Origin of the sequence: Streptomyces sp. NPDC101151 (genome assembly GCF_044768335.1) — a bacterium.
GTDB lineage: Bacteria > Actinomycetota > Actinomycetes > Streptomycetales > Streptomycetaceae > Streptomyces.
In genome coordinates this window covers 1-26,911 of record NZ_JBIWPP010000064.1, presented here as the reverse complement: position 1 = coordinate 26,911, position 26,911 = coordinate 1, and the positions used below count along the sequence as shown (strand labels likewise).

Sequence of the window (26,911 nt, the reverse complement as noted above, 5' to 3'; positions counted from 1 at the left end):
TGAACTGCTGGACCGGCACCTGCACCACCTGCCACCAACCCCTGCCCAGCAGACCCACACCAAGATCAAGACAGACCTAACGGAGTCCTACTAGCACTTCCTGCGCCGGAGCCTGACGAACCATCGGCTCCACGACAACCACCGTACGCGCGCCGGCCGTCAGGTCCACGTTGGTGCCTGCCCGCAGCGCACCGTCGATGTAGTGGCGCCCGCCGACCGAGACGGGAGGAGCCGCGCCCGGGAACGCGCTTGAGGCCGCCACGGCAGCGGCCAGCGGGACGCCGCTGCCGCGATCCCAGACCACCGGCTCGCCGCTTTCAGTCTCCACGGCAGGGATGAGCAGACGACGCTCGGTCGGCCAGGTATCTGTCCCGATGAGCTGGCGTCGCACCGCGACCAAGGCCTGCTCGGCCTCCGGATTGGCCGTGTCGAGGGCGATCCGCCCGACCCGCCGGCGGGCCTCCACCGGTGGCAGACCAGCGCCGAGGACCGCGAAGACCTCGTCCATTCGCTGCGGGTCGGCCTGCGGCGGCCGGGGACCGTCGCTGTGGCTGCCGATGGGTTCGGCGAAGTGTGCGAGGTCCTGGCCGGTGGCCAGCGCGGCACCCACGATCGCGCCGGCCGAAGTGCCGACGATCAGATCCGCCGCACCCAGGTCGACGCCGAGGCCGCGCAGGCCGTGGGCAAGTCCGGCCATCCAGGCGGTACCAACAAGCCCGCCAGGGCCGAGCACGAGCGCGCTGTCCGGTGAATGCATCGTTCCCCCAACCATGCTGTGGCGATCTCCATCCTAAGGCGCCGAGGACCTCGGCTCCGGGGCCGACACCGGCCAGAACCCCCACTCGATGCGTTCCGGTACCGGCGGCGAGTACCCGTAGTCCAGCTGGCGCTGCCCGTAAGGATCCAGCTCTGCTCGTTGAGCGACGGCACGGCCATGAGCGGCTTCCCTCGTATCGGGACGGGCGAGGTAGGGGTACATGTGGCGCGCTCACTTTGGCCTGCCCGCAACCGCCCTGCTCCTGACCGGCATCTGTGCCGCTCCCGCTCTTGCCGAGCCGCCGGCACCGCCGTCGACGGCGGCCGCGCGCGGAGCTGGCCGCGCTCGCCGTGGCCGTCCCGCATGCGATGGACGGCTACGCCCGGGACAAGTTCGACATCTGGTCCACCCAGCCGGACGGCTGCACGACCCGCCAGGACGTGCTGGCCCGGGACGGCAAGGACGTCCAGGACAAGCCCGACCACTGCCAGCCCGCCTCCGGCTCCTGGTACTCCGTCTACGACGACACCACCGTCACCAACGTCGCCCAGGCCACATCGACCACATGGTGCACCTCGCCGAGGCCTGGCGTTCAGGGGCCGACCGCCGAGCATCACCAGCACGAGAACGAGCGTCGTGCCGCCGGCCGCCTTCAGGTGCAGCGACCGTCCTTCCCGGCCGAGCAGCACGGCGACCGCCCTGGCGAGGAATCCGGCAAGCATGATCACTCCTTCCGCCCGCGGCCAGCGTCCGCACGGGCGCGTGCCCCCGCATGCCAGGCGGGCCGTCTGGGTCGCCGCCGCGATCCGGCTTCGTGTGAGCACGGGGGAAGGGATGTGAGTGCCGCTGTGGCAGGCCGATCCGGTGGAGGCTGCGACCGAGGGGGTCGCGATCACGCAGGCCGGTGGCTTGATCGGTCCACGCGTTTTGATCGCTGTCGAGCCTGCTGGTTAGGTTGGCCGGCATGCCTGAGCTCGGATCCATAGCCTGGCCACCTGCCCCGATCAGGACCGAGCGGCTCGTGCTCCGCGAGTCCGAGGCCCGGGACCGTGCGGCGTTCATCGAGCTGTTCGCCTCGCCGGAGGTGGGCACCTACCTCGGTGGCCCTCGACCGCGTGATGAGCTCGACCGCGCGGTGCCCGAGGTACCCGGGCGACGCCCCGGCCTTTTCGTGATCGAGCTCGACGGAGCGATGATCGGCACCATCGAGCTCAACCGGCGCGACCCGGAGCATCGGAGTCATGTCCGTCCGGATGCAGGGGAGGCCGAGCTCGGCTACCTGTTCCTGCCAGAGGCGTGGGGACGCGGGTACGCCGCCGAGGCGTGCGCGGCGGCACTCGACTGGTTCGCCGACGCGCTTCCCGGCGAGCCGGTCGTGCTCTGCACCCAGACCGCCAACAACCGCTCGATGCGCCTCGCGGCGAAGCTGGGGTTCGCCGAGGTGCAACGGTTTGAGGAGTGGGGCGCCGAGCAGTGGTTCGGCGTGTGGTCCTCGGTCACGCCGTCCGTTTGAGATCGTGCTCGACAGCGCGGATCCGTAACTCGACAGCATTGCCGGGACGGAACCCAGCGCTGCTGAAACTTGGATTCTGGCTCAGCCTGTGCACCAGCCCTACGTCGTGGGCGGCGTCCAGCGCACCGGCGACCTGGGTGAAGGGACATGTCCTCAGCCACCGTCAGCTGACCGCCTCGGCCATTGTGGCCGACGGCATCTTCATTCCGGCTTCCGTAGCGGTAGCAGCACCGATGCCCACCTCGCCAGTCGTGAACCTCGTCGACCCCCACGGTGACACGTTTGGTACCGGCTTCGTCCAAACCGGGTACAGGGTCCCGTGACGTCCAGGCCAGCGACGGTACGGCAGCGACGTCAGCCAAGAGGCGACTGCCACATCGAGTGAGTTCGCAGTCCGGCCGGGTGGTAAAGCCAACGGCCACGCCACCCAGCCAGACTTCACACGACCAGAGGTTTTCGGCGGCACTTCCGCGGATTCAACCACCGCCTCCGGCCAGGTCAAGCACCGAGTTTCCGGAACATGACCATGCTGTGCCGAATCCGACCCACTTGAAGCGCCGTCTCACCAGAAAGAAAACGAGGCAGCACGGCGAGACGGAACTCCTCCAGGGACTCTCCCTCTCACCAATCCGCAGGTCATGCCGACATCTCACTCAGAGGTTCTAACTGGCCCACGGGCCATTACTCCGAATGCTCGCGACACATCAAAGAAACCTTCAGTATCAATAAGGAGAGAATCCGATTCTCAATATGAACACCCACGACGGCGCCCACCCAAAGGGAGAGAGCTTCCGCCTCACGGCGGCTGTCGCCTCGGTTCTTGTGGCCGGGGGCATCATCGTTCCGGCTTCCACCGCAATGGCGGCCCCCATGCCCGACTCATCGGCCGTGAGCGCCGTCGACAGCCAGCGCGAACGGACTCGCCGTGTCGCCACCTGACGAGTCCGCGGACACCGCCGCACCGCTCACCTTGAAGACCCAGGTTGTCGCGAGCATCGGTTGGGCCCCGTCAAGGTGCATGACCTGTCAGAGCACCCACTCTCGTGAAAGAGGGAGCGGTCGGTCGGCCGGTGCTCATCGCCCGGCTCCTCTGCCTTCCTGGCTCCCTCGCGACCCGGTGCAGCGTTCAGTACTGCTCGGTCTCCACGAAACCCGCGTCCCCATTGTCGTCCGCGTCGAGGGCAGCGGCGGTTGGGTCGAATCCGGGCGGGCTGTCCTTGAGGCCAAGGCCCAGGCCGGCCAGCTTCGCCTTGACCTCGTCGATCGACTTCGCACCGAAGTTGCGAATGTCGAGCAGGTCGGCCTCGGAGCGCGCCAGGAGCTCACCCACCGAGTGGACGCCCTCGCGCTTGAGACAGTTGTACGAGCGGACGGTGAGCTCCAGCTCCTCGATCGGCAGCGCGAGGTCGGCGGCCAGGGCGGCGTCCGTGGGGGACGGGCCCATGTCGATGCCCTCGGCGTCGATGTTCAGCTCGCGGGCGAGACCGAACAGCTCGACCAGGGTCTTACCAGCCGACGCCATGGCGTCACGCGGACGCATGGCCTGCTTGGTCTCGACGTCGACGATCAGCTTGTCGAAGTCGGTGCGCTGCTCGACACGGGTCGCCTCGACCTTGTACGTGACCTTCAGCACCGGGCTGTAGATGGAGTCGACCGGGATACGGCCGATCTCCTGGCCCACCTGCTTGTTCTGCACGGCGGAGACGTAGCCGCGACCGCGCTCGACGGTCAGCTCCATCTCCAGCTTGCCCTTGCCGTTGAGCGTGGCGAGGACCAGGTCGGGGTTGTGCACCTCGACACCGGCCGGGGGCGCGATGTCGGCGGCGGTGACCACACCCGGGCCCTGCTTGCGCAGGTACATCACGACCGGCTCGTCCTGCTCGCTGCTCACGACCAGCTGCTTGATGTTGAGGATCAGGTCGGTGACGTCCTCCTTGACGCCCGGCACGGTGGTGAACTCGTGCAGGACACCGTCGATGCGGATGGACGTGACCGCCGCACCCGGGATCGAGGAGAGGAGCGTACGGCGCAGGGAGTTGCCGAGGGTGTAGCCGAAGCCCGGCTCCAGCGGCTCGATGACGAACCGGGAGCGGAACTCGTCGACGACTTCTTCGGTCAGTGACGGACGCTGAGCAATGAGCACGAGGTATTGCCTCCAGTGTTTGGCGCCCGCTATGTGACGCCGTGGACACCACGAAGGATACGGGCGGTTCGGCCTCCTACGAGGCCGAACCGCCCGCCCCCGCCCGTCTGCCGGCCGGCCGGTCGGTCGGCCCGGTTCTTGCTGGAGTGGAGTCGAAACTGAATTGACGTGCGCTGTTCCCGCGCCCCGGGAGCCGCACCGGGTGAGTGTCTACTGAAATTGAACCCGTGATGTCGCCGACATCCATCACGTGGAGGCCGTCGCGGTCGGTGTCAGTGGACCGGTTCGAGATGGTCGGCGCCCGGGCGCCCGGTGCTCAGGTGGGCGGTGAGGAAGCGGGCGGCGCGGTCGAGTGCGGCGTCCGCCTCGTCGAGGCGCCCGTAGTGGTGTTGGAAGACGTGGGGGAGGCCGGGGCCGACTTCGAGCGTGACCTCGACGCCGTCGGCGCCCGCGCGGCCGGCCAGCCGGACCGCGTCGTCGAGGAGCACCTCGTTCGCCCCGACCTGCACGAGGAGTGGGGGCAGTCCGGTGAGATCGGCGAACACCGGACTGGCCAGGGGATGCGCCCTGTCGCCTGCGCCGACGTAGAGATCGGCGTAGGCGCGCACGTCGGCCTCCGTGAAAATGGGGTCGGCGCTCTCCTTGGAACGGATGCTTCCTCCAGCGAGGGTGAGGTCGGCCCAGGGGGAGAAGACGACCACGGCGGCTGGTTGCGGCAGCCCGGCCTCCCGGGCGGCGAGCAGCGTGGCAATGGTCAATCCGCCACCGGCGGAGTCACCGGCCATGACGAGGTTCCGTGGGTCCGTGCCCGACGCCAGCAGTTCGCGGTAGGCCGCGAGCCCGTCGTCGACTGCCGCGGGGAAAGGGTGCTCGGGCGCCAGCCGGTAGTCCACCGACGTCGCGCGCAGCCCGGCGCGGCGGGCCAGTTCACCGACCAGCCCTGCGTGGGTGTCCGGTGAGCCGATGATGTAGCCGCCGCCGTGCAGGTAGAGCAGTCGGCCGCGGCCGGAGGCTTCGGCCGGCTCCAGCTCCAGGGTCGGCCGCCCGCCCAGGACGGTCCTGCGGGTGACCACGCCCTCCGGCATGGGGCGGGTGACAGCTGCGGCGAAACCGCTGCGCTGCTCCTCGGGAGTGGGCCGAATGTCGCTGCGAGGGGCGGAACGGAGTATGGCGTCCAGGGCATCGCGCTGCTGTCGGGACATGTGGGGCCTCCATGGGGCGGGGTGCGAGGATGGATTCCTCGGAATCCACCTGCCTGACCCAACCAGATTCCAAGGAAGATGATTCCCTGGAATCCACTGGAGCTAATGTGAGCCACATCACTCAGATCTTTACCGATCTGGTCCGCGTCGAGACTCGGCTCTACAACGCGGTGAGCGCCCGGTTGCGCGCCGAACAAGGGCTGGGGCTGGGACAGTTCGAGCTCTTGGAGATCATCGACCGCGTGCCGGGGTGCCGCGTGCTCGACATCGTCGGCGAACTGGCGATCACCGTGGGGGCCGTCAGCAAAGCGGTCGACCGGCTGGTGGCTGCGGGCTGGTGCCTGCGGGTCGCGCACCCCCAGGACCGCCGCTCCTCCGTCCTCCGCCTCACATCCGCGGGTGAGAAGCAGTTGTCCGCTTCCCGCCCCATAATCGAAAGCGAGCTCATCTCACTGACCGCGGCGGTTCCCCCCGACGACCTGGCCCGCATCGCCTCAGTCCTGGCCGTCCTTCGCGCAACCCTCGAGGCGGGCCCCCACGGCCGGCCGGGATGAGGGGACATGACCCGCGAATGGCATCCGACCCCCGAGAGTTGAGCGACGCTGCATAGCCCCGCAGGGCCGGCATCACGAATTCAATTTCAGTAACTGCGTGACAACGCCAACGAACAGGGTGCGGCGCCTGGCACACGACACCCTGCTCTGCCTCAGGTGCAGACTGTTCATCACGAGAGCGGGGCATCGGGCGGCGTCCTTGGCCATCCTCTGGCCAGAGTGCTGCTCGCGAGATGCGCAATAACGATGAACGAGCAAGTCAGGAGCGTAGTCGGCACTGAGATGTGGCGGTCTTGAAAACCGTTGTACTCCCTGTCGGGTCTCGGTTGATGCTTGACGTCTGACCTAGACATCGTGACTTACCGTCTGCCATGACGGACCGTTTCTCTGAGATCACCTCCGTGGAGGAGTTCATCCGGCTGCGACAGAGCGAGAACCCGGCGGAGTACAACCGCTCAGCGTGGGCAACCTTGCCGCTGACAGTCTGGTGGGGCCTGGTGCGCAACCATCCCGACATGCGTTTTGGGGCTGCGCATAACCGCATGGTGCCGCCGGAGATTCTGGCCGAGCTGATCAAGGATTCCGACTGGCGGGTGCGGGACCGGGTGGCGAGCAAGCGCAACTGCCCATCTGAGCTGTTGGAACGGTTGGTCGACGATCCGCATGACTCTGTGCGGCGACTCGTTGCAGGCCATCCACGCTCGCCGCGCTCGGCAGTTGCGCGTTTGGTTAACGACCCGTGGCCGGTCATTGCGCAGGAAGCCCATGACCGGCTGGCCAAGTGGCCGTCGGCGGAGGCGTCCGAGCCTTCCTGACTCGACGATCACACGATCTTACGACGATTGTGTTCGCCGGACTTGCGACCACCACCTCCTTCCTGGCGACACGCGGGACGGCAGTGATCAGCTCCTGACCGTGGAAGACCCTGATTGTTTCTTCGTCCAAGTGGGCGGTGACAACCTGATGGGCATAGCCGCGGCCGAGCTGGATGCACTGTCCGGCGACCATGAAGCCGCCGACGCTGCTGAGCGATCCCGGCCGTCGGCGTTGCGTAAGTACTCATGGTGTGCTTCCTTCCAGCAGGTTGGTCGATGCGGTGGCGCAGGTGGTGCAGCGGCCATCGCCCTCGGGGTGGCCCCGCCGGGGCGTCGGTCCGGGGCAGGTTCGGCACACCGGCCACCCGAGGCAGGCCGGGCAGAGGTCTTCTCCGGGGGCGGTTGCCGGAGCGCCGCAGCCAGCGCATTCGACGAGCGCCCGGTAGGTCAGGGCCTCGGTCACCGTGCGTGCGGCAGATGCCGTGGACGAACGCTCGGCCAGCGGCCACCCTGGTGACTCGTCGTCCGTCACATCGCCGCGGTGGTGACGGCTGTCCAGCGTCGCGGGCGGCGGGTAGGTCTGAGCGGCCCGCAGGCGGGCGGCGATGATCGCACCGACCGTGGTGCGCACCGGCTGCGGCAGCGGCCGGTCGGTGATGACGTGGCGCAGCTGCTCGCTGCTCCAGCCAGACTCCAGCATCACAGTGGCCACGCGACCCTGATCGGTCAGCACCTTCCCGGTCAGCAGGAGGTCCGGACGACTCGCTCCGATCTCGAGCAGCAGTTGGATACCCGGATGTATCTCATCCGCCGGGAGTGCAGCCGGCGGGGACACTGGTGCGTCGGACTGGTCCGTCCCTTCGGGTGTGCGCGCGACGTCACTGCGGTCGCAGGGAGGGACGGTGCTGGTCTTCTGCTTGTTGGTCTTCTTTCTGTTGGTGTTCTTAGTGGGGCGATTAACCGACGTCGGCTTATCCACCGGTGGAAAACCCGACATCGGTTGCGAGCTGCTGTTTTGCAGGCTGGGCAGGTCGGTGATGAAGTACGCGGCCGCGCCTAGGGTGCCGTCAGGGTGGCGCTCGCGTTCCCGGAGGAGGAAGCCGTGCACCTCCAGCTCCTTGAGGCCGGTCTTGACGGCCGCCTCGCCGTCGCGGCTGCGGCGCGCCAGGTCCGTGACGCTCATCCGCCAGCCGTCCTGGTGCGTGCTGATGAGCCCGAACATTCCCTTCGCTTTGAAGGAGAGCCGTGGGTTGCGGAACAGGCCGTTGGCGATCTGGGTGAACTGGTCCGCGGCCATCACCCCACGGCGGATCCCCGTCCCGAAGCCGGGCAGCGCCTCACCCGATGGCGCGGAGGCGAACGCCGAACCAACCGCCGGGGCAAGGTCGGCGTCGACGGGAGCGGGACGGTCCGTGATCGAGTACACGATCTCGCCGAGCGTCCCGTCGTCGTGCCTCAGCTGTTCGCGGATGAGGTAGCCGTGCAGCTGCAGTTCGCTCAGGCCGCCGCGTACGGCGTCGCGTCCGTCGGGTCCGGCGCGCACGAGGTCGGCGACCGTCACGTGCCAGCCGACGCGATGGGTGCTGATGTAGCCGAAGATTCCCTTCGCCTTGAAGGAGATCTTGGGTTCGCGGAACAGGCCGTTGGCGATCTGGGTGAACTGGTCCGCCGCCATCACCCCACGGCGGATCCCCGCCCCGAAGCGGCTCATCCTGCTTCCTCGCACACCATATGCGCGCGGCCGCCGATGCTCTGGAGCAGACGTGCGGGAGCGAGGTAGCCGGTGCCGCTGTGTGAGGTGACGTGAGCGAGTTCCATTCGGTCAGCTCACCCGGCGCCCCCGACCAGGCTGACGGCCACAGCCCCCGACCACCGGTCACGATCCGGGAACATGCGCACGGGGCTGGCGTGGTCGGGCTCATGGTCGGGGCCAACCACGCCTCCCGGGCACGGTGCGCACTGGCTGTGCAGCCCGATTGCGCAGTCTCGGCTGGGCGTTGTGCAGTCGGGCTGCGCAGTCGAGCGAGGGGCGTGCGCAGTCGGGTTGCGTACAGCGGGTGCGCATTACGGGACCTGGAAGGCGATGTCCTCTTGTGCCCAGCCGGGTGTCCCGATGCGCAGGCCGCCTCCACGGGGCGGCGGGTGGTCTTCTGCGCTCTCGCGTACGGCACCGGTGGCGGTGTGGCAAGCGGGTGTGAGCGCAGCCGTCGGCGGGGCGCCGTCGGGGGTGACGCGATGAGCACCGCCCGCCCCCGTCAGGCCCATGGTCGGCCCCGTGGTTGGGCCAACCATGACCCCAACCATGGGCTTCGTATCCCTATCGTGACCGTGGTCGGGGTCTCGTGGTCGGGGGTTGGGTCGGGGTCGGCAGGTTTTCTCAAGGTCAGCAATTACACGTACTGACCTGGGAGTTTGACCATGTTCCCTGGCAAGCAGGCCGCACAGAGCGACGCGGCTGCCCCGATGGCCGCAGGCGCCCGGCTGGAGAAGATGAGGCGGCGCGTCCGCCTGTCGCGCCTGGCCCTGTTCACCGCGATCGCGGCCGGCCCCGTCGCCCTGGGCGTCGCGGTGCTGTCCGGCCCGACCACCATCGCGCCCGCCCCCTCGGACAAGCCGACCGCCGTGCGCAGCGCGGCCGCCGTGGCCGACCCTGCGGGCTATGCGCAGGTGTTCGTCGGCGCGTGGTTGCGCAGCAGCGCCGACGACGCGAACAGTGCGCAGGCGCGGCTTGCGCACTCCCTCGCGCCGGACGTCGATCTGCCGGATCCGGTCGCCAGTGCGCAGCCGAAGCCGGCGGCCGTGACCGCCGTGCGCAGTGCGCAGCGCGAGGACGGCGAGTGGGAGGTGACCGTGGCTGCGCAGTACGCGGACGGACGGCTGCGGTACTTCGTCGTCCCCGTGACCGCCGGTGAGAGTGGCGCCTCATTCGCCGTGACCGGCGCCCCCGGCGCGGTGGCCGGCCCGGCGCGCGCTGCGGTGGGCAAGTCGCCGTACGGCGTGAGCGTGCCGTCCGACGGCGATCTGTCTTCTGCAGTCGGTGAGTTCCTCGGCGCGTACCTGACGGGGGCCGGGGAGGTGAGCCGCTACCTCGCACCCGGGGTGAAGCTGTCGCCCATCTCTCCCGCCCCCTACACCACGGTCACCGTCCAGGAGGTGTGGGGCGCTGAGGAGGCCGCGGCCGCCGGGCAGGTGCCGGCTGGCGGCACGAGGGTCAGCGTCCGGGTCCAGGTCGAAGCCCGGGATGACGCGGGGCGTTGGCCGCTGGCGTACGACATCGAACTCAAGGCCCGCTCTGGCCGGTGGGAAGTCGCGGCGCTTGAGTCCGCAACCGTGAGGGACGGGGGTGGCCGGTGAATACGGTGCACAGCCTGACGCTCGCCGGGCAGCTCAGTGACCTTGGCGATTCGTGGATCGACATGTTCAAGCAGTGGGCAACCAAGGGACTCCAGGCCGGTCTGGTCAGCCTGGTCGTCGTCATCATGATCCAGAGGTTCAGCCTGAAGGCCGGGATCGGCGCCCTGCTTCTGATGATCGTCGCGCTGGGGCTGTACAACAGTCGCAACGACCTGGCGGACAGGTTCACCAACGAGGTGAAGAACCCGTCCAAGGGCGCTCCCGCCGTGCCCGGCATCGTGCGCGGACCCGGTCCGCTCGCCCGGGTGCACTTTGACGGCGCGGGAGGCCGGCTGTGAGCGCCGCGGCCGCTGGGCGGGTGGGCCGCTTCTACACCTCCGCTCGCCGCCACCCGTGGGTGCTGGGGAAGGTCGCCGACTGGAAGATCCCGCTCGGCCCCTACACCCCGGCGCAGATCGCGGTCGCTGTCGGCGGCGGGTTCCTGCTGGTCAAGACGATCAGCTGGTGGTCGTGGATGGGCCCGGTGCCGGTCGTGGCCTGGGTCCTGACGGTCTGGGCCGTACGCCAGCCGAAGATCAAGGGTCGCGCCCCGTTGCAGGCTGCGCTGGGCTGGGTGCTGCTCGCCTGGCAGCCGCAGGGCGGCCGGATGGGCGGCAGGGCCGCGCGGGATCGCATGTCCCGTCCGCTGCTCGGCGGTTTCACCCTCGAGGAAGCTGCTCCCGCTGTCGCGGTCATGGCCACGCCCCGCTTCGACCAGCCTGCAGCCGACCGCACGGCGCACCGGGGCCCGGCGGCCCGTCCGTCCGCGCGACCGCGCCCGGCGCCGCAGGCGCGCCCGCTGTCGGTGGGGCCGGTGTCGGGCGTCCAGCAGTTGCTCGCCCTCGCCGAACCGGCGGGGGGTGCACGGTGAGGGTGCCGATCCGTCACATCGCGGGACACCTCGTCTGGTCGACGCACGGCAGCGTGTGGGCGCTCTACCGGTTGCACCCCGGACCGGATGCGCGCGGCCGCCGCGAGGAGACCGTCCAGGGCACCTACGTCCCGGCCTCGGTCCGCGACGAGCAGCTCGCGAAGATCACGCACTTGATCCGTTCCCTGACGGGGGCGCCGCGCCTGTTCGGGCTGTGCGCACAGGTCGACCCGGGCGAGATCGCCCTGCGCATGATCGAGGGGATCGAGCCCGGCGATCAGCCCCCCGGCAGTACGCACCCGTGGGTGGAGAACGTCGAGGCCACTGTGGACTTGCTGGGCGAGCAGGAGATGCACCGCCGCACGCTCTGGCTGGCGGTGCCGCTGCACAACGACGCCGCCGGCGGGCAGGTGACCGCGTCGCTCGGCGCGATGTGGGCGGACGTCGCGCCGATGCTGGGCATGCGTGCCGCTCCCGTGGCGCGCCGCGAGGTGACCTCCTACCGCGAGCAGGCCTTGCGGGTGGAAGCCGCGCTCGCCGGCGGCGTCGCCTTCCGCCCGGCCCGCCCGGCGGAGATCGTGTGGATGATCCAGCACGCCCTGCACCGCGGCCTGGACGAGCCGCTGCTCACCGAGGCCGAGACCAGCGCCCTGTACGGCGGGCAGCTGAGGGCGGGGACGCTGCACTCCCCCAGTTACGCCGACCTTGGCCAGGTCCGCCTGCAGGAAGGCGGCATCGATCCCGCGCTCGACGACGCCGAGGACCTGGCGGGCGCGGACCGGATCGGCCGGTCGGGGCGCACGGCGTGGTGGCGGCTGAAGACGTCGTCGCCGCTGCAGCGGCGGTGGCTGCAGGTGGAGTCCGACACCGGGGTGGGATATCAGGCGCAGCTGGCGCTGGCCGAGTGCCCGCCTGCCGTGAGCCAGGACGCCGCCGATCTGTTCGCGCAGCTGGAGACCCTGGACTTCCCCGTCGACTACGCCGTCGACCTCACCCTGGTGCCGGCCGACAAGGCCCGGGATCAGGTGCGGCGCAAGAAGAACGAACTGGTCGACCAGGCCGACCAGTACGACGCCCGCCCCACCGGCATGCCGGCCTCGCTGACCGATGCCGCCCGCGACCTGGGCGAGCTGGATGCACGCCTGTCGCGCACCAGCGTGGAGGTGGAGGTCCAGTCGGTGACGGCCTTGACCGTGTGGGGGCCGACCGCCGCCGTCTGCGACGCCCGCGCCCGGGCCCTGGCCGCCCTGCTCGGCGGCGCCGACTACCGGGCGGTGCGTCCGGCCGGGCTGCAGGAGGCCTTGTTCACCCTCGGACTGCCCGGCACCGCGCGGCCCGGTGGGGTGCGGGAGTTCACCCAGCATCAGGTCAGCGAGGACTGGGCGTTGGGCGGGGCCTTCACGGCTGCGGAGGTCGGCGACCCGAACGGCATGTTCCTGGGCATCGACCTGGACTGCGGCACCACCCGCCCTGTGATGATCAATGTGGCGGATGCGCCGAAGCAGGACGCCTCCGCTTCCATGGGGATCATCGGCGATCTCGGCGCGGGCAAGAGCGTCCTGGAAAAACTGATCTCCGAGGCGGTGTGGGCGCGCGGCGGGGTCGCGATCTGCATCGACCGCACCCCTGTCCGGGAGTGGGCAACCTTCGCCCGCACCGCGGCCGCGGGCCGCTGCCAGATCATCGACGCCGCCCAAGCGGAGGTGTCCATCGACCCGCTGCGCATGTTCGACGGCCCCGAGGGCCGCCACTATGCCCTGTCCTACCTCACGCTCCAGCTCGGTATCGGCCCGATGAGCAGCAACGGAGAGGTCCTGCACCATGCCGTCGAGCGGGCCGCCGCCGGTGACGCCCCCTCCTTGCACCGCGTCCTTCAGGTCCTCGACGAGATGGCCGAGGCGCAGGTGAGTAAACGGCAGGACGTGGCCGCCACCCTCGCCGGACTCATCCGCGTGGTGGCCAGCAACCCGCTTGCCGCGATGGTGTTCGACCCCACTCTGCCGCCCGTGCAGCTGGACGCCTCCAGCGCCTTGGACATGATCGTGATCACGACGACCGGTCTGAAGCTGCCGCCGAAAGCTGCATTCGACAAGCCCGAAGTCCTGCACCAGCAGCCGCTGGAAGCCCTGATCGGCCGCGCGGTCCTCTACCTGATCGCGGCCATCGCCCGGCAGACCGCGTTCGAGGACCCGGAGCGGTTCACCGCCGTGGTGCTGGACGAGCTGTACTGGCTGACCTCTTCGGCCGAGGGCACCGCCCTGGTCCACGAGATCCTCCACGACGGCCGCAAGCACGGCGCCGGCCTCCTCGCCGGGTCGCACGACGCCGAGGAACTCGGCCCCGACCGCGGGCTGATGGCCTACCGCGCGCTCGCCCGCACCGCGGACCGCGAACGCGCCCGCCGGGGACTGGAGTTCCTCGGCCTCGACCCGAACGACCCCGAGCTGCTGCAGCTGGTGACCACCGGCCTGTCCCCCGTCGGACAACGCGGCCGCGAAGGCGAGTTCCTCATCGCATGCCCACGGCAGAACACCGGCCGCATCAAGGTCGTCATCCCCCGCATCGAGCGGATCTCCTCCTCCATCACCACCACACCCGGACGCCGCACCACCACACCAGTGCCCCGCACCACCACACCAGTGCCTTGCACCACCGCGCCCGCATCCACGCCGCTCGCCGACGCAGCCACGGACGACCGTCCCAAGGAACTTCGATGACCTCTTTCGCACCCAGCCGTTCCCAGCGCCTCGCCACAGCCGCGAGCGCTCTCACGGCGATCGCCGCCTCCGTCGCCGTGCTCCTCCTGGCGCTCGGGGTGAGCCTGCCCACGGCCTGGTGGCCACGCACCGGACAAGCCTTCGCCGCCGACGCCGCCAAGGCGCCCACAGACGCGTGCGATCGGACAGCACCTCCGGCCAAGGCGTACTGCGAGCGCGGCCGCCACGCCACGAGCGCCCAGTCCGGCAGAGACGCCGCCGCATGGAAGCTGCTGCCGGCCGCGACAGCGGTAGGCGCGCTCGCGATCTGGCGACGCCGCACACCTACCAGGCAAGGACGGGCCTGAGATGTTCCGTCCAAACCGCGGCACGCTCCGCCCGGCGGGCTTCGTCCTGCTGCTCACCAGCGTGTTCGTCATGGTGAACAGCCAGGTCGTATATGCGGCGAGTGGCAGCAGCAGTGAGACCGGAGACCTGCTCGCGCCGCTGAACATCTCCTCGTCCGAGGGCGTACCGATCAACGGCTACGAGCTGAACGCCTCAGGTGGCTCCATCGTCGACTTCAAGGGCCAGGCCCTCGCTTTCGCCTTGTCGGGGCTGTTCACCCTGATACGGCTGCTGGTCGGCTTGGCGGGGTGGTCCATCGAGGTGGCCTTCCGGTTCCCGCTGCTGAAGATCCTCGCCCGCCCGGCGCAGAAGGTCGCCGACTCCTACAACAACGTGGTGGTCGACGCCCTGGGGCTGAAGGGTCTGCTACTGGCCTGGGCGTTCGTCTTCGCGGGATTCATGATCGTGCGCGGGCGGGTCGGCCGCGGTCTGGGCGAAATCTTCCTCACCCTGCTCATCGGGGCCATCGCCGCCTCGGCCCTCATCCGCCCCGACACCCTCCTCGGCCAGGACGGCCCTTTGGGCCAGTCCCAGCAGGTGGCCGCCGAGGTCGCCCAGCAGAGCGTCAACTCCTACGACTGGGGCGGCAAGCTCTCCAGCTACGATCCGTGCGCCGGCATGGCCGGCAACGCCGAGCTCAAGTGCCTGCAACGTGAAGGCGAGGGCCCCGTCTCCGCCGCCGAGGTGGCCCGCCCCATCCAGGACTCGATCACCAACGCACTGATCGTCAAGCCCTACATGCTGCTGCAGTACGGGCGCACCCTCGACCCCGCGAAACCATCCGACCGCCAGGCCTATGCCATCCACCTCAAATGGGTCACCGGCGGCTACAAACCAGGTGGCAAGGCACAGAAAGACGCTGAGAAGGCCTGCAGCCTGCTGGCGAAGCCGATGAGGAAGTACTGCATCCGCGAGCACACCGGCCAGGGCAGCGACAAGCTGCCCTCCCTCACCCCCGGCGGTGAGCTACTGGACACCGACAGCCCCCTGCTGAGCGAAGGGGACCAGCAGTTCACGGCCTTCCTCGCCGACCTCGACAAAGCCGGCCCGGTCGGCAAGTCGTGTGCCGCCTATGCAGAGAAGCCCACCTGGTGGCGACTCGGCGGCGCCTTCCTGCTGCTGATCGCCACCCTGTTCATCTGCGGCATGCTGCTCTCCAGCGCCATCGTTCTGCTCGGCACCCAGGGCATCTGCGCTGCAGCGGCGGCCGTCGGCGGCGTCACCTTCGTCGCGGGCATGCTGCCCGGGCCCGCCCGGCAGTCGGTGTGGAAGTGGCTGTCCCTGTGGGGCGTCGCGATCCTGACTGTGGTCGGGATCTGCGCCTTCATCCCGTTCTTCGGGATCGCCGTCGACGCCACCATCACCAACGGCCCCCAGTTGATGGTGGAACGGATCCTGCTCATCGACGTCCTCGCCATCGCAGGCGCCGCCGGGCACCGCCGCCTACTGACCGCCATCACATCCTTCGGTCAGCGCATGGCCATGCGGATGCGCTACGCCAAGGTCGGCGGCACCCACCTGCCCGGTGACACCAGCGGACTCGGCGCAGCCCTCGCCATGAACTCCCCCACCGCGCGCGGCGGATACAGCGGCGGCCTGCGGATTTTTACGGGCGGCGGCCGGTTCGGGATGCTCGGCACCCGGCAGCGCCTGATGGGCGCGCTCACTTCCCTGTTCGACGGGGCGGGCATGTCGGTGGACACCGGCAGGATGCTCGGGGATGCCACCGCTGAGGCAGGGCGCGGTCTCGCACCGCTGACCGCGGCGGCAGCCGTGGGCGGCCTGGGGGCGCGACTCGGTTTGAGAGGCGGGCACTGGCTGCTGATCGGGCGTCGGCCGGACCGGGAACAGTTGGAAAGGTGGCGCAAGCCCACCGCTGGCGGGGATCCGGGCGCCGGTGGCGCCTTTGATGGTGAACCGGGCGGTTCGGGTGGTGGGGGGCCACGCAGGCCTGGGGGTCCGCCCGACCGCTACCGCGACGAGAACGGCCAGGTCGTCGACCGCCGCTCGGGGCAGGTGCTGCACGACCAGAACACCGACCGCACCCTGCTGTCGACACGCGCCCACAACCGGCTGGTCCGCTTCCGCGGCTACCGCATCGCACACCGCAGCGGGCGGGCCGCCTACGGGGCGAGCGTCGGTCTGCCGGCCACCATCCAGCGTGCCCGCGCCGGGGGCTCGCGCTACACCCAGGACGCCCGCCAGCAGGTGCAGGTATGGGGCAACACCGTCCGCGCGGACGCCCGTGCCTGGGCCGACACCGGACGGCACGTCTCCAACGTCCTGCGAGAGCACACCGACGACCGCGGCGGTCCCGGCCCCTTCGTCAGCCGGCGCCTGCCCACCCGGACAGCAGCGGCCCCAGCCGCTGCAACGGAACCCACACAGCGCCCCACCAGCGCGGACACCGCAGGACGGGGCCGTCCAGCCGGCGGCCGCAGGCCTACAGCACGCGCCAGCGCAGCCGGTGGCCCTCCCGTCAGTCGGTCGGCCGCGCCCGGGCCGTCCTCGGACCGCTTCCAGCGGCTGCTCAACGATCCGGCGGAACTGCGACGCGAGACCATCCAAAACGTCGCCCAGGTCGACCCCGATCTCGCCAGGCGCATGCAAGGAACCAGCGCATCGCCGACCGGCAACCGGCCCGGCCCTTCTGATGCCAGCTCGTCGGCAACACGCGGGGAGGCGCAAGCCCGGTGGGAAGCGCTGACCCGGCGTACGGCAGCTGACGCCGAACGGCTGCGCCAACAGCGCAACCGGCCGGTATATCCCTGGGACGAGGACGAGCAATGACAAGGTCCCGGCGCCGTCTCGGACGGTGGGGGTGCGTGACTCTCGTGCTGCTGTTCAGTGCCGTGTGCTGCGCGGCGCCGGTCACGGGCGCCATCAACGCGATCGTTGCCCTGCAGACCGGCCGACAGGGCGACGGCGGGATCGCCGATGGCGGCACGGCCGCCGACATCCCCCCGCGCATGCTGACCGCTTACAAGAAGGCCGCCTGGCAGGTCCGGAAGTACGTGCCGAAGTGCAAGGGCATGCGCTGGCCGATCCTCGCCGGAATCGCCAAGGTCGAGTCCAACCACGTCATCGGCCACACCATCACCGCAAACGGAGACATCCGCCCGAAGATCTACGGAGTGCTCCTCAACGGTTCCGGGGCCGGCGGCAACACCACCACCGTGCCCGACACCGACGGCGGCAAGTGGGACGGCACCGCCACCGGCGAGCGCGCCGTCGGCCCCTTCCAGTTCCTGCCTTCTACCTGGGAAGGCATCGGCGAGGATGCGAACGGTGACAAGAGAGCCGACCCGCACAACGCCGACGACGCCGCGCTCGGCGCCGCCGTCTACCTGTGTGGAGGCGGCCGCAACCTGAGCAAGCGCTCCCAGCTGGGGGCCGCGATCCTGCAGTACAACCACTCCAGTGCATACGTCTCCAACGTGCTGGGCTGGATCGACCAGTACACGGCGGCCGCCAAGAGCCCGGACCTGAAGAACGTGTCCGGCACCGTCCGCCACGTCATCGAGGCGGCATTCTCCCAGCGAGGTGTGCCCTACTCCTGGGGCGGCGGCAACACCCGCGGCAAGTCGTACGGCGTCTGCTGCTCGCCCAGCGGGAAGAGCGGCGCGAACATCAAGGGTTTTGACTGTTCAGGGCTGACCACGTACGCGTACGCCAAGGCTGGCATCAGCCTGCCACGCACCGCAGCCGCGCAGGCCGGTGTCGGCCGGCGCATCCCCGCAAGCCTCGGTACCAGCGCCCTCAAGCCCGGCGACCTCGTCTTCTACGCCTACGCCCCCGGACGCGATTCCACGATCTACCACGTCGGCATGTACACCGGCGGCGGTCAAATGATCAACGCTGCCCGGCCGGGCACCGTCGTCCGACTGGACGCAGTGAGCGCAATGTCCGGCTATGCGGGGGGAGCACGGCTGCTGTGACCAGGACCCCGCGCTCACCGCGTCTGCTGTTGCTGAGCACCGGCATGCTCGCCGTCACCGGCGTCGCTGTGCTGGGCGTGCCACACAGTTCAAAGCCGCCGGCACCGGCGACGTTGTCGCCCACGTACGCGACCAGGGATCCGTCAGTGGCGGCTACTGCGCCTCCCCTCAGCAAGCCGGCCGTCGCCACGACGCCCTCCAAGAAACTCGCCGCATCGACGCTGTCGGTCCTCGCATCCGCTCTTGCGCCGCATGGCGAGGGCGTGGCCGGCGACCGGGCCGTCCAACGGTCGCTGGAGGCCGCATGGCCGGCCGACCTTCTGGCCGACGACGAGCGGGAATTACTCAGCGCCGGTCGCGCGCTGCTGCGCGCGGACGCCACCGGAGTCGGCCGAGCAAAGTGGCCCACGGTCTTCGGTGACCCGGGCCAGGCGCTGGCTCCGGCGTTCTCCACCGGGCGGTTTCGCATCCAGGCCGCGGTCGCCCGCCGCGACGGCAGCCCGAGCAGGGCGATGGTCCATCTGGTGTGGGCCGGCATGGACCGCGGCGGCACCTTCACCGACCTGCTCATCACCGACTGGTTCTTCACCCGCACTGTCAAGAACGGAGCAGCAACGTGGACTCCACAGCCCCGTACCTGACCGACCGGGCCGATGAGACGGCCGCTGGACAGGTACTCGGCCTGGTCACTGGCCTGGTCGACGCCGCCGCCTGGCTCTACGACCACTGGTACCTGCTCGCCCTGACCATCGCCGCGTGCTGGTGTGTGGGCGAGCTGGTGGTTCGTCGGCTCGCAGCCAAGGCTTCCGCCGAGCGGATGGCGCTGGAGCTCGTGCCGGCCCAGCACTTCGACCCTGGCCTGGAGGAGATCTTCCGCCGTGGGGTTCAGCTTGCCCGGGCCTCGACGAGCATGCCGTGGTGGGCGCCGCGAAGGTCGAAGGCGGTACAGATCCGGCTGCGCGCCGACGGGTCGAGCCCGTTGCGCTACCGGATCGAAGGTCCCGCGGGTGGAGAACGCCTGTTGTCGATCACGCCCTTCGGGCCGGCCGTCACTGTGCAGCGGGCCCGTCCCCTCGTCGACAATCCGCGTAAGCATGTGGTGCGGGCAGAGTTCGTCTTGCGCGGCAAGCCCATCGCCCCGCTGCGGGACGTTCCGCTGGACCCCGATCCGCTGCAGCCACTGGTCGACGCAGTCTGCGATCTGCGGGCGGAACTGGGTGACCTGGCCGAGATCCGGCTCGACATCCAGCGCGCCCCCAAGTGGGCGCTGCGGGCCCGCCGTCTGCAACTGATGTCGGACGCTCGCCGCAGGGAACGCCGCGAGGCCCAGCGGGCGGCTCGGTGGGTGCGTCAGGACGCCACCGGCATCGAGGACTCAGTGGCCTGGCATCTCAAGCAGTTGGTTGGCGGCAAGCAGGGCGGGGGCGGGCGCCGTCTGGTCATGCCGCCCGTTCCCCGCCGGGTGGACCCTGCGGAGGCTCTGGGCAAGCTCGCCGATAACGACCACTTGGTGCGCGTGCAGCTGCTGGCGCTGTGCGCGTCGAACACGGAAGGACGCGCCGAGGCCCGGCTCTCCCAGCTTCAGGCCGCCTTCGACGTGTTCGGCGGCGGCTCCCGGTGGGCGATGCGCGGAGGGCGGATCGGCCCGTGGCGGTTCGGGGCGGACCGCTGGCCCAGCCGACGCGGCTTCGAGCGCCGCTGGACGTTGGGTCACTGCCAGCCGCCCCGCGCGAACTGGGTACGCCTTCAGGAGCTGACCGGCCTGCTCAAGCCGCCTACGGTGCACTGCCGGCTGCCGCTGCTCGCCGGGGACTTGCCGACCTTCGAGTTCCAGAACCCCCATGTGCTGCTGCAGGGCATCTACCGTAGCCCCGACGGCCGCCGTCGTCTTGTCGCCAGCTATGCGAAGGAGACGCTTTTCGAGGTCGGCGTGGGCAAGGCGGGCGGCGGCAAGACCGAACGCGCCCTCGCGCAGGCGATCGGCTGGGCTCATGCCGGTGGCGGGCTCATGTTCGTGGACCCGCACCGCGACTCCTGGCCCCGCGCTCTGCCGTTCCTGGCCCACGACGCCCTGATGGACCGGATCGCGCTCTTCGACCTCAATGCCCATGGGCCTGCTCCGCAGATCGGTTCATGGAATCCGCTCGGCATGCACCAGGGCCAGGTGGCGCACGAGGTCGTCGAGGCCACCGCGGACGCCTACGCGGCCGCACTGGGCTGGGACGACGCCAGCGCACCCCGCGCGCTGACCATCCTCACCGCCTCCCTGACAGTGCTGGTGGCCGTCAACGAAGCCGCCTGTCAGGCCGGGCGGTCCGAAGACCAGGCCACGGTCTTCCACGTGCGGGCGCTGCTCACCGACCCGGTCTTTCGCGCTGCGGCGCTCGCCGGCGTTCAGGAGCGCCTGGACGACGAGACGCTCTCCTGGTGGCAAACGGTGTTCCCTACCCTGCCACCGGACTCTTTCGCCGTGGTCCTCAACCCGATCGCCCGCCTCGCCGCCAACCCCGTCACCCGCGCGTTCCTCGGCCAGGGCGCCGGCCGCTACAACATCCGCGCCGCGATGGACTCGAAGATGATCGTGTGGGTGTGCCCGGGCGGCAACGGACCCACCGACCGGCTGGTCACCGCACTGCTCGCCCGCGACCTGCTGCGCGCCGTGCGTTCTCGCCGCGACACCCCGGAAGCCCAACGGCTGCCGTTCCGCCCGTACTTCGACGAGCTGATCACCTTGACCGGCGCGGCCGCGGAGACGATCGCCAGCATGTTCGAGGACTTCCGCAAGTACAAGGTGCACGTCCACGGCATGACCCAGCTGCTGGCCCGCCTGCCTACCCAGGTGCGGCTCTCCCTGGTCCAAAACGCCTCCACTCTCGCGTCCACCGCCGGATCACAGTCCGCCATCGCTCCGATCACCGCGGAATGGGGCGACCGTCCCGGACCTCACGTCGTCGCCACCCTGGACCGCTTCGAGCACTACATGTCGCTGACGGTCAGGGGCCGTCGCGTCGGCCCGATCCGCATCACCGGCCCGCACCTCGACGAAGTCTTCGCCGACTACTCACGCCCCCGCCAGGCGGCGGCACTCGAGCGCGCCGCCCTGGCTATGGCCGGCGCCGAGCCCCTGGGCCGGCTCACGACTCGCGCCACCGACCAGCTGGGCCGTGTGAACCAATTCCTCACCCAACTCGCCCCCACCACCCCGCCAGCCGTACGGCTGCAGCAGAAGGGTTACCAGTGACCACCACCTTCGAGACCGTGTCGTCCGGTCGCACACCGAGTCCGGTGGAAGCTGCCGCATCAGCTCCTGGCCGTGCTGGGGCAGCACCGGATGGCGACCACTATTCAGCTTCACGACTTGCTGCGGCCCGGCACGGCGCGGCAGACCGTCTCCACGCCGCTGAACAAGCTGCACCATGATGGCCTGGTGGACTTCTCTACGCGATCAAGGTTCCCTACGTTGGTACCGGACAGCGTGCTCACTGCTCGGAGAACTTCCCGTGTTAGCGGCGCCCAATGAACGAGAGATCACCACTTCGCTGGAGTCCAGAGCAACTGAGAGCGTGCGGTGCAGTGAAGGCGGGAGGGTCCGCCCCCCGAGGCCGCAAGATCGGACCAAGGCGGTGCAGTCCCGAACCTGGCGGGCTGCGGCAACCGTGGTGAACAAGCGGTGCGTGAGGAGTTCACGAGCGGCATAGCCGTTCTGCGCTTCCAACGCCCGTCGGGCCAGGTCATCGACGAGTGGGCGGGCGCCAGGGTGTTCGGAAGAGTCAATCGCGTCCAGCACGGTGAGGCCGAGACGGGTATCGAAGACGGTCGTTCCCGGCTCGGATTCGTGGTTGAGGTAGGTGCTGACGAGCTCGGTCAAGCAATCGTCGAGGGGCTGGCCAGCGTGGCGGCGACACAGCACCTTCAAGCAGGCGGTGACGGGCTGTTCCCACGAATCTCCAGGAGCCGTCTCCTCAAGCAGCTTCGCAGCACGTCCTGTATCGCCCGCGGTGAGGGCGGAGACTATGGCGACCTGGCGTCCGTCCAGCATCCGTGTGCCCACGCCTCGATGCTGCTCGATATGGGCCAAGGCTTCCGGCCATCGGCCCATGGTCGTGAGAGTGCGCGTACCATCGGCGAGCACCACCCGCCAGAGCCACGCGTGCACTTCCCGCCGATCCTCGGATGCCCGGGTGAGACCGTTCGGCACGGTGATGCCTTCGAACACAGCTGCGCGACCTGCTCCAACAGATTCGTACAGGCCCAGAAGGCGCTGACGTCCGTCGTCGGTTTGGCCGGCGCGGATCTGCAAGCGGGCGAGGTTAACCAGCGGCTCCAGCCCACGGATCGCGCTCATGGCGCGCAGTGGGCAGCAACGGAGGTACGCCTCTGCGTGCCGGTGGCACATCGACCGGGCCTGTTCAGGAAGATCAAGATCGGAGGCGAGGAGGGCGGCCTGGTTGAAGACGGTCGATGCCAGCCCTTGTTCGCCCTGCCGCGTGGCTCTGTCTGCCAGTTCAGCCAGAGCCCGCACACGGGCTGGCAGAGGTTGGCAGGCGGGCCTGAACCGGGCAACGAGCGGGAAGCGCCTTGCTATCGGGCCGTGTGGATCCATATGTCCCCCTGGGCGGCGGTGATGGGATGGAGCGACGACGAACCGGGGGTGCCCGTCGGCCATGCGACGGGCACCGCCTCCTTCACGGCCGGGCTGGCGTTATCGCCAGTCGACGACGATGCGGTTCAGCGGGGTGTCGATCGCGAACAGCCCAGGGGCCTGCTCGACCGCCGGGGCGTCAAGGGACTGGATCTCGAACGTCGCCTCGCGACCGCGGTACTCGCGGTCCCAGGTGCGAATGGCGTCAGCAACCTGTGCGGCCAGCTCATCGCTGCCGGGCCCATGGCCGATGACGCCGAACTCCCACAGCTTGCCGCCCTCGGCGGTCTTCTGGTCAGAAAGGCGTCGGACGAGGTACGTCAGCGCGCCCTTTTCGACAGCGACGGTCGACGAAGGGTAGGGGTCGTCGGTGAGGACGGTGCCCTTAGCGGCCTGCGGGAAGAGCATGCGGATCAGGCCGGACGGCAATGAGCAGGAGACGAAGAGTTCCATCCACTCAGGCGACTCCATGGCGCGGACCGTCATGCCGGTCCATTCTTCGGTGCTCGGCTGTTCCAGTACTCCGGCCAGGGCTTGAGCATCGATGGGCTGCCCGGCAGGTGCCTGGAGCCGTACGGTGCCGTCCGAGCTGAGAGGAATGATGCGGCGGTCATCGTCAGCGATGCCCCGACGCAGAGGCATGAACGTGTTCATCCTGCTGTCTACACTCATCCATCGCTCTTCGTGCCGCTCGTAGGCGATGGATCGGGAGACGCTGCCCTTGAGACGCTGAGGAACCAGGAGTCTCCCCCCGGGGGCCAGCTGCTGAATCCAGGCGTGAGGGACGCCATGGGCGCCGACGGTGGCGATGATCCGGTCGTACGGGGCACCTGAGGCGTGGCCGACAGCCCCGTCACGGGTCAGGCACTCCACGTTCGTGAAACCTGCCGCAGCCAGGTGGGATCGGGCACCCTCCACGAGATCGTCGTCGACGTCGATGGTCGTGACGTGTCCGTTCCCACCGACCAAGTGGGCGAGCAGAGCGGCGTTGTACCCGGTGCCGGCGCCGAGTTCGAGGATGCGTTCACCAGGCCGGACCTCCAGTTGATCCAGCATGAGGGCCACGATTTCGGGCTGTGAAGCGCAGGAGATCGATGCGCCGTCGACGTCGAATTTGACGTTGACCTGCGCGTTCGAGTAGGCGTCTTCCAGCGCCGCGTCGGGCACGAACAGGTGGCGCCGTACGGTGCGCAGCGCCGTCTCAACGGAGGTCGTTCGGGCGTAACCCGCCTCGCGGATCTTGTCGACCAGGGCGTTGCGGAGTCGTGCGGCTTCGGGATCGGCGGTGCTGAGCGTGTCGGTGTTCACCGCCCTGACGCTATCCGTCGCTGGCGTTGCGTCCGTGGTCGACGCGTTGTTGTCACTCGATCCCATTACTACCTCTCGTGCGATGTGGGACATGGCGTGCTGGTCATCTCGGAGAAGTCCTGCACGGTTGGCGTGGAAGATCACGTGGTGGGCAATGACCGCCCGAAGGCCCCGAGTGAGGCCGTTGGTGCCGGCGAGGGCACGGAGGGCACTACCGGCTCGCTCGAAGGCCGTGATCCAGTCGCCATACCCTTCGAGTGGGCGTCCTGGACTGCACAGGCTGTGGGCGTCGGCTGTCATCAGCTTGCGCATGGCCGGCGCCAGTACGGCGGTCTTCTCGGGGGGCACAGGCTGAGTCGCTGGTGGGCGAAGCTCCGCCACCTTCGCCCACACGTCTGCCTGTTCGAACCAGTCCAGGTCAGCGGCACGCATCATGGCGCTGATAAGGAGAACGGCGGTCTCCCGCCGGCCGAGGTGCCCTGGACCGGGCTGGTAGGTGAGCAGGTGGCGACTGTCAGCGTGGAAGAGGTCGTGGGCGGTGTCCATGGCACTGCTGCCGCCGAAGGCGGTGGTCTCGGGCTCGTAGATGCCTGGCGTCCATGCCATCATCGTTCCGTCGCCGACCATGTCAGACAGGAGCGACTCGATCTGTGGGGACGTTGCGACCGAGCGGTAACGCAGAGGCCAGGGCTGCTTGTTCATGTACCACCAGCCGTCGATCTGTCCCGCATCCTCTGCGGCGAGTAGCACTGGGCCGAGGCGTTCAGTGATAGCGCGTTTGCCCTTTTCGCGGTCGGTGAAGGTGACGTTGTACTGGTGCCAGAGGGCAGACATGGCGGGTCCTTAGGTCAGCGGCAGTCAGGCGACGAGCAGGCATGCGTCCCACGCTGAGCGGGGTGGAGCAGCGGTGGCCGGTGTTTGGACCGCCAGGGCAAGGCCAGCGGCGCCGTCGAGGAACCCCGCCCCGGCGTCTCCCTGGACCTCCGTTGCTGCGGCATCGGCCGGGTCGAGGTCCGCCGGGCACAGGGTGGTCAAGCAGGGTCGGGAGAGCGGCGCGGAGCTGGACGGCAGTCTCTGGGTGGGCGTCGGCGGCCATGCGGGCGGCTATATGTGCGAGTCCCGCCGTGCCGTGACACAGGCCCTTGTCTGTCGTGGCCTTGAGTTGTGCGGGATCAGTCAGGGCGGAGATCATCGCCTCCTCCGCTTCGATCTGCCGGGCGGAATCGCCAAGGGCCAGGGCGGCGAGTTGCTGTGCACGGGCGAGTCCCGCCGTGCCATAGCACCAGGACGGTCGTCGCGGTACGGAAGGAGCGAGCTGTCCTTTTCGTAGTTCGGTACGCGTGATCCAGTACGGCCACAGGGGGCCGCCCACTGTCCGCTCCTGCCAGTGGTCCAGCCACGACAGGATGATTCGCATGGCGTGGAGTTGACCTTCGACCAGCGCACCTCGGTGTGCGGCCAGGGCGAGCAGCGCGAGTACGCCGCCGATGCCGTGTGCAATTCCGCTGTTGGCGTGACCACCGGGGAACCGCTCGTCTGGCCTTCCGGACGGTCCACTCGCCGCCCACCATCCAGGCAACACGTCGCCGCTTGCGCTGTCGGTGATGGGTTCGGTCAGGCGCACGCAGTACCCCAGGATGGCCCGCGCGGCCTCGCTGTCGGCGTGCCGACGCACGATGTAGGCGCCAAAGCCAGCAAGTCCGCGAATTGCGTCGAATTCCGACACCTTCGGCAGCAGGCCCGCATCCATGCGTCGGTGCGCAGCGTCGACCCTTCGATGTACGTCTGTGGTCAGGCGGGCGTCGAGGACGCCCAATGCGCGCTGATACGGGCCAGGATGGTGCTCAGCCATGCAGGCCACGACGTGCGCGAGCGCGGGGGCCCCGTAGAAGGGGTGGCTGTCGGGTCCGCTGGTGAACGGTTGCCGAGCGGCAATACTCACCCATTCGTGGGCGCGCTGCCACGGACTGAGACCTTGGGCGGCGCGCTCGATGTGCAGCAGTGCGATCCCCGTCGGCCCGTAGGCGAGGTGCTGTCGATGAGTCGTGATCGTATCCGAGCTGACAGGAGCGGTAGCAGGGTCAGCGAGGAGGTTCGCGACCGCTTCGGCCATCTGGAGCGCAGCGTGGTTGGTCACTGTTCCCTCCGCGACATCCAGGCCAGAGCGACCGCCCGCGTGAGGTACAGACAGACGGCTTCCTCGGGAAAGTCAACCGCGACGTGCCGGACGAAGTGGACGTGCAAAAGCGAGGACAGGACGTCGTCCAGTCGGATGCCCTGGGTGTCCGGACTTGGAAAGTGGAGTCGGTAGGACGCTAGCGCCGCCTGCCGATCGGCCCAGGTGTCCACAACGGCCGGCCCGCCAGGGGTATCGCGTAACGCCGCCCATCCGCCGGACGGATCGGCCAGTCGTACGGTCTCGGTGAACTCAGGACGCGGCACCGATGAAGGGGCCGCGGATGGAATGTGGTCGATCAGCCAGCGCATGGCGGCCTCCTCGCTGCCGAGGAAGGCAGTAGCGATGGCTATCGTGTGTGCGGCCACCAACACTCGCTGCCGCGGACGCGGAAGCACGGTGTGAACGTTCGCGATATTCCCCGGCCTCGTGTTCACGTAATGGGCCAGGTCCTGGCTTGGTCGAGCTCTAGGTGATCTTGGGTTTGTCGGTCTT

The 26,911-nt window shown here is 69.2% G+C and carries 19 protein-coding genes and 4 pseudogenes; 12 read left to right on the top strand and 11 right to left on the bottom strand.

Going from position 1 to position 26,911, the window contains the following annotated elements:
* Positions 1 to 76 precede the first annotated feature (76 nt).
* A complete protein-coding gene (locus tag ACIRU3_RS45250; protein ID WP_404069930.1) occupies positions 77 to 757 on the bottom strand; it encodes a patatin-like phospholipase family protein in 681 nt (226 codons plus the stop codon).
* Between the two features lie 602 nt (positions 758 to 1,359).
* A pseudogene (locus ACIRU3_RS45245) lies at positions 1,360 to 1,479 on the bottom strand (voltage-gated potassium channel); the annotation flags it as partial.
* Between the two features lie 242 nt (positions 1,480 to 1,721).
* Here ACIRU3_RS45245 and ACIRU3_RS45240 point away from each other — a divergent pair.
* Complete coding sequence (locus ACIRU3_RS45240; protein ID WP_404069928.1) at positions 1,722 to 2,270, top strand: GNAT family N-acetyltransferase; 549 nt, start codon at positions 1,722 to 1,724, stop codon at positions 2,268 to 2,270.
* A 1,126-nt stretch (positions 2,271 to 3,396) separates the two neighbouring features.
* On the opposite strand, the gene ACIRU3_RS45235 is transcribed toward ACIRU3_RS45240, so the two are convergent.
* Positions 3,397 to 4,413 (bottom strand): DNA-directed RNA polymerase subunit alpha, encoded by a 1,017-nt coding sequence (locus ACIRU3_RS45235; RefSeq protein ID WP_404069926.1) that lies wholly within the window; start codon positions 4,411 to 4,413, stop codon positions 3,397 to 3,399.
* 272 nt (positions 4,414 to 4,685) lie between these two features.
* Positions 4,686 to 5,615, bottom strand: coding sequence for an alpha/beta hydrolase (locus tag ACIRU3_RS45230; RefSeq protein WP_404069924.1), 930 nt, complete (start codon positions 5,613 to 5,615; stop codon positions 4,686 to 4,688).
* A gap of 29 nt (positions 5,616 to 5,644) precedes the next feature.
* Between ACIRU3_RS45230 and ACIRU3_RS45225 the strand changes: the two genes are divergently transcribed.
* Positions 5,645 to 6,169 carry a MarR family winged helix-turn-helix transcriptional regulator gene (locus ACIRU3_RS45225; protein ID WP_404069922.1) on the top strand — a complete coding sequence of 175 codons (525 nt, stop codon included), beginning with the start codon at positions 5,645 to 5,647 and terminating at the stop codon, positions 6,167 to 6,169.
* A 401-nt stretch (positions 6,170 to 6,570) separates the two neighbouring features.
* Positions 6,571 to 6,984: a hypothetical protein gene (locus ACIRU3_RS45220; RefSeq protein ID WP_404069920.1), complete on the top strand. Its 414-nt coding sequence runs from the start codon at positions 6,571 to 6,573 to the stop codon at positions 6,982 to 6,984.
* 8 nt (positions 6,985 to 6,992) lie between these two features.
* On the opposite strand, the pseudogene ACIRU3_RS45215 reads toward ACIRU3_RS45220, so the two are convergent.
* The 3 genes and pseudogenes from ACIRU3_RS45215 to ACIRU3_RS45205 all read right to left on the bottom strand — a co-directional run.
* A pseudogene (locus ACIRU3_RS45215) lies at positions 6,993 to 7,201 on the bottom strand (IS481 family transposase); the annotation flags it as partial.
* Between the two features lie 27 nt (positions 7,202 to 7,228).
* The gene (locus tag ACIRU3_RS45210) at positions 7,229 to 8,695 is read right to left on the bottom strand and encodes a hypothetical protein (protein WP_404069918.1); all 1,467 of its coding nucleotides are present in this window, start codon (positions 8,693 to 8,695) and stop codon (positions 7,229 to 7,231) included.
* A 353-nt stretch (positions 8,696 to 9,048) separates the two neighbouring features.
* Positions 9,049 to 9,276, bottom strand: coding sequence for a hypothetical protein (locus ACIRU3_RS45205; RefSeq protein WP_404069917.1), 228 nt, complete (start codon positions 9,274 to 9,276; stop codon positions 9,049 to 9,051).
* Between the two features lie 126 nt (positions 9,277 to 9,402).
* Here ACIRU3_RS45205 and ACIRU3_RS45200 point away from each other — a divergent pair, with 126 nt between their 5' ends.
* From ACIRU3_RS45200 to ACIRU3_RS45160, 9 genes are read left to right on the top strand one after another with little or no spacing between them, the layout of a single operon-like run.
* Positions 9,403 to 10,338, top strand: a complete 936-nt coding sequence (locus tag ACIRU3_RS45200) for a conjugal transfer protein (RefSeq protein ID WP_404069915.1) — start codon at positions 9,403 to 9,405, stop codon at positions 10,336 to 10,338.
* Positions 10,335 to 10,676 (top strand): hypothetical protein, encoded by a 342-nt coding sequence (locus ACIRU3_RS45195; RefSeq protein WP_404069913.1) that lies wholly within the window; start codon positions 10,335 to 10,337, stop codon positions 10,674 to 10,676. The genes ACIRU3_RS45200 and ACIRU3_RS45195 overlap by 4 nt, the downstream gene beginning before the upstream one ends.
* Positions 10,673 to 11,248 carry a hypothetical protein gene (locus tag ACIRU3_RS45190; protein WP_404069911.1) on the top strand — a complete coding sequence of 192 codons (576 nt, stop codon included), beginning with the start codon at positions 10,673 to 10,675 and terminating at the stop codon, positions 11,246 to 11,248. Before ACIRU3_RS45195 ends, ACIRU3_RS45190 begins: the two co-directional genes overlap by 4 nt.
* Positions 11,245 to 13,965, top strand: coding sequence for an ATP-binding protein (locus tag ACIRU3_RS45185; RefSeq protein ID WP_404069909.1), 2,721 nt, complete (start codon positions 11,245 to 11,247; stop codon positions 13,963 to 13,965). Before ACIRU3_RS45190 ends, ACIRU3_RS45185 begins: the two co-directional genes overlap by 4 nt.
* Positions 13,962 to 14,312, top strand: a complete 351-nt coding sequence (locus ACIRU3_RS45180) for a hypothetical protein (RefSeq protein WP_404069907.1) — start codon at positions 13,962 to 13,964, stop codon at positions 14,310 to 14,312. The genes ACIRU3_RS45185 and ACIRU3_RS45180 overlap by 4 nt, the downstream gene beginning before the upstream one ends.
* A 1-nt stretch (position 14,313) precedes the next feature.
* On the top strand, positions 14,314 to 17,142 hold the full coding sequence (locus ACIRU3_RS45175) for a hypothetical protein (RefSeq protein WP_404069905.1): 2,829 nt from the start codon (positions 14,314 to 14,316) through the stop codon (positions 17,140 to 17,142).
* A gap of 35 nt (positions 17,143 to 17,177) precedes the next feature.
* Positions 17,178 to 18,290 (top strand): NlpC/P60 family protein, encoded by a 1,113-nt coding sequence (locus ACIRU3_RS45170; protein ID WP_404069903.1) that lies wholly within the window; start codon positions 17,178 to 17,180, stop codon positions 18,288 to 18,290.
* Positions 18,287 to 18,931, top strand: coding sequence for a hypothetical protein (locus tag ACIRU3_RS45165; RefSeq protein ID WP_404069901.1), 645 nt, complete (start codon positions 18,287 to 18,289; stop codon positions 18,929 to 18,931). Before ACIRU3_RS45170 ends, ACIRU3_RS45165 begins: the two co-directional genes overlap by 4 nt.
* Positions 18,907 to 21,531 carry an ATP/GTP-binding protein gene (locus tag ACIRU3_RS45160; RefSeq protein ID WP_404069899.1) on the top strand — a complete coding sequence of 875 codons (2,625 nt, stop codon included), beginning with the start codon at positions 18,907 to 18,909 and terminating at the stop codon, positions 21,529 to 21,531. The genes ACIRU3_RS45165 and ACIRU3_RS45160 overlap by 25 nt, the downstream gene beginning before the upstream one ends.
* Positions 21,532 to 21,735: 204 nt before the next feature.
* On the opposite strand, the gene ACIRU3_RS45155 is transcribed toward ACIRU3_RS45160, so the two are convergent.
* The 4 genes and pseudogenes from ACIRU3_RS45155 to ACIRU3_RS45140 form a co-directional block, all read right to left on the bottom strand.
* Positions 21,736 to 22,893 (bottom strand): hypothetical protein, encoded by a 1,158-nt coding sequence (locus tag ACIRU3_RS45155; RefSeq protein ID WP_404069897.1) that lies wholly within the window; start codon positions 22,891 to 22,893, stop codon positions 21,736 to 21,738.
* A 99-nt stretch (positions 22,894 to 22,992) separates the two neighbouring features.
* The gene (fxlM, locus tag ACIRU3_RS45150; RefSeq protein WP_404069895.1) at positions 22,993 to 25,074 is read right to left on the bottom strand and encodes a methyltransferase, FxLD system; all 2,082 of its coding nucleotides are present in this window, start codon (positions 25,072 to 25,074) and stop codon (positions 22,993 to 22,995) included.
* A gap of 24 nt (positions 25,075 to 25,098) precedes the next feature.
* A pseudogene (locus tag ACIRU3_RS45145) lies at positions 25,099 to 26,377 on the bottom strand (lanthionine synthetase C family protein).
* Positions 26,374 to 26,805: pseudogene (locus tag ACIRU3_RS45140) on the bottom strand (thiopeptide-type bacteriocin biosynthesis protein); the annotation flags it as partial. The pseudogenes ACIRU3_RS45145 and ACIRU3_RS45140, both read right to left, overlap by 4 nt.
* Positions 26,806 to 26,911: the final 106 nt, after the last annotated feature.

Bases quoted from the DNA above. Each gene is read 5' to 3' on its own strand.
- ACIRU3_RS45250 (WP_404069930.1), bottom strand. From the start codon at position 757: ATGCATTCACCGGACAGCGCGCTCGTGCTCGGCCCTGGCGGGCTTGTT.
- ACIRU3_RS45240 (WP_404069928.1), top strand. From the start codon at position 1,722: ATGCCTGAGCTCGGATCCATAGCCTGGCCACCTGCCCCGATCAGGACC.
- ACIRU3_RS45230 (WP_404069924.1), bottom strand. From the start codon at position 5,615: ATGTCCCGACAGCAGCGCGATGCCCTGGACGCCATACTCCGTTCCGCC.
- ACIRU3_RS45225 (WP_404069922.1), top strand. From the start codon at position 5,645: ATGGATTCCTCGGAATCCACCTGCCTGACCCAACCAGATTCCAAGGAA.
- ACIRU3_RS45210 (WP_404069918.1), bottom strand. From the start codon at position 8,695: ATGAGCCGCTTCGGGGCGGGGATCCGCCGTGGGGTGATGGCGGCGGAC.
- ACIRU3_RS45205 (WP_404069917.1), bottom strand. From the start codon at position 9,276: ATGGTTGGCCCAACCACGGGGCCGACCATGGGCCTGACGGGGGCGGGC.
- ACIRU3_RS45200 (WP_404069915.1), top strand. From the start codon at position 9,403: ATGTTCCCTGGCAAGCAGGCCGCACAGAGCGACGCGGCTGCCCCGATG.
- ACIRU3_RS45180 (WP_404069907.1), top strand. From the start codon at position 13,962: ATGACCTCTTTCGCACCCAGCCGTTCCCAGCGCCTCGCCACAGCCGCG.
- ACIRU3_RS45175 (WP_404069905.1), top strand. From the start codon at position 14,314: ATGTTCCGTCCAAACCGCGGCACGCTCCGCCCGGCGGGCTTCGTCCTG.
- ACIRU3_RS45155 (WP_404069897.1), bottom strand. From the start codon at position 22,893: ATGGATCCACACGGCCCGATAGCAAGGCGCTTCCCGCTCGTTGCCCGG.
- fxlM (WP_404069895.1), bottom strand. From the start codon at position 25,074: ATGTCTGCCCTCTGGCACCAGTACAACGTCACCTTCACCGACCGCGAA.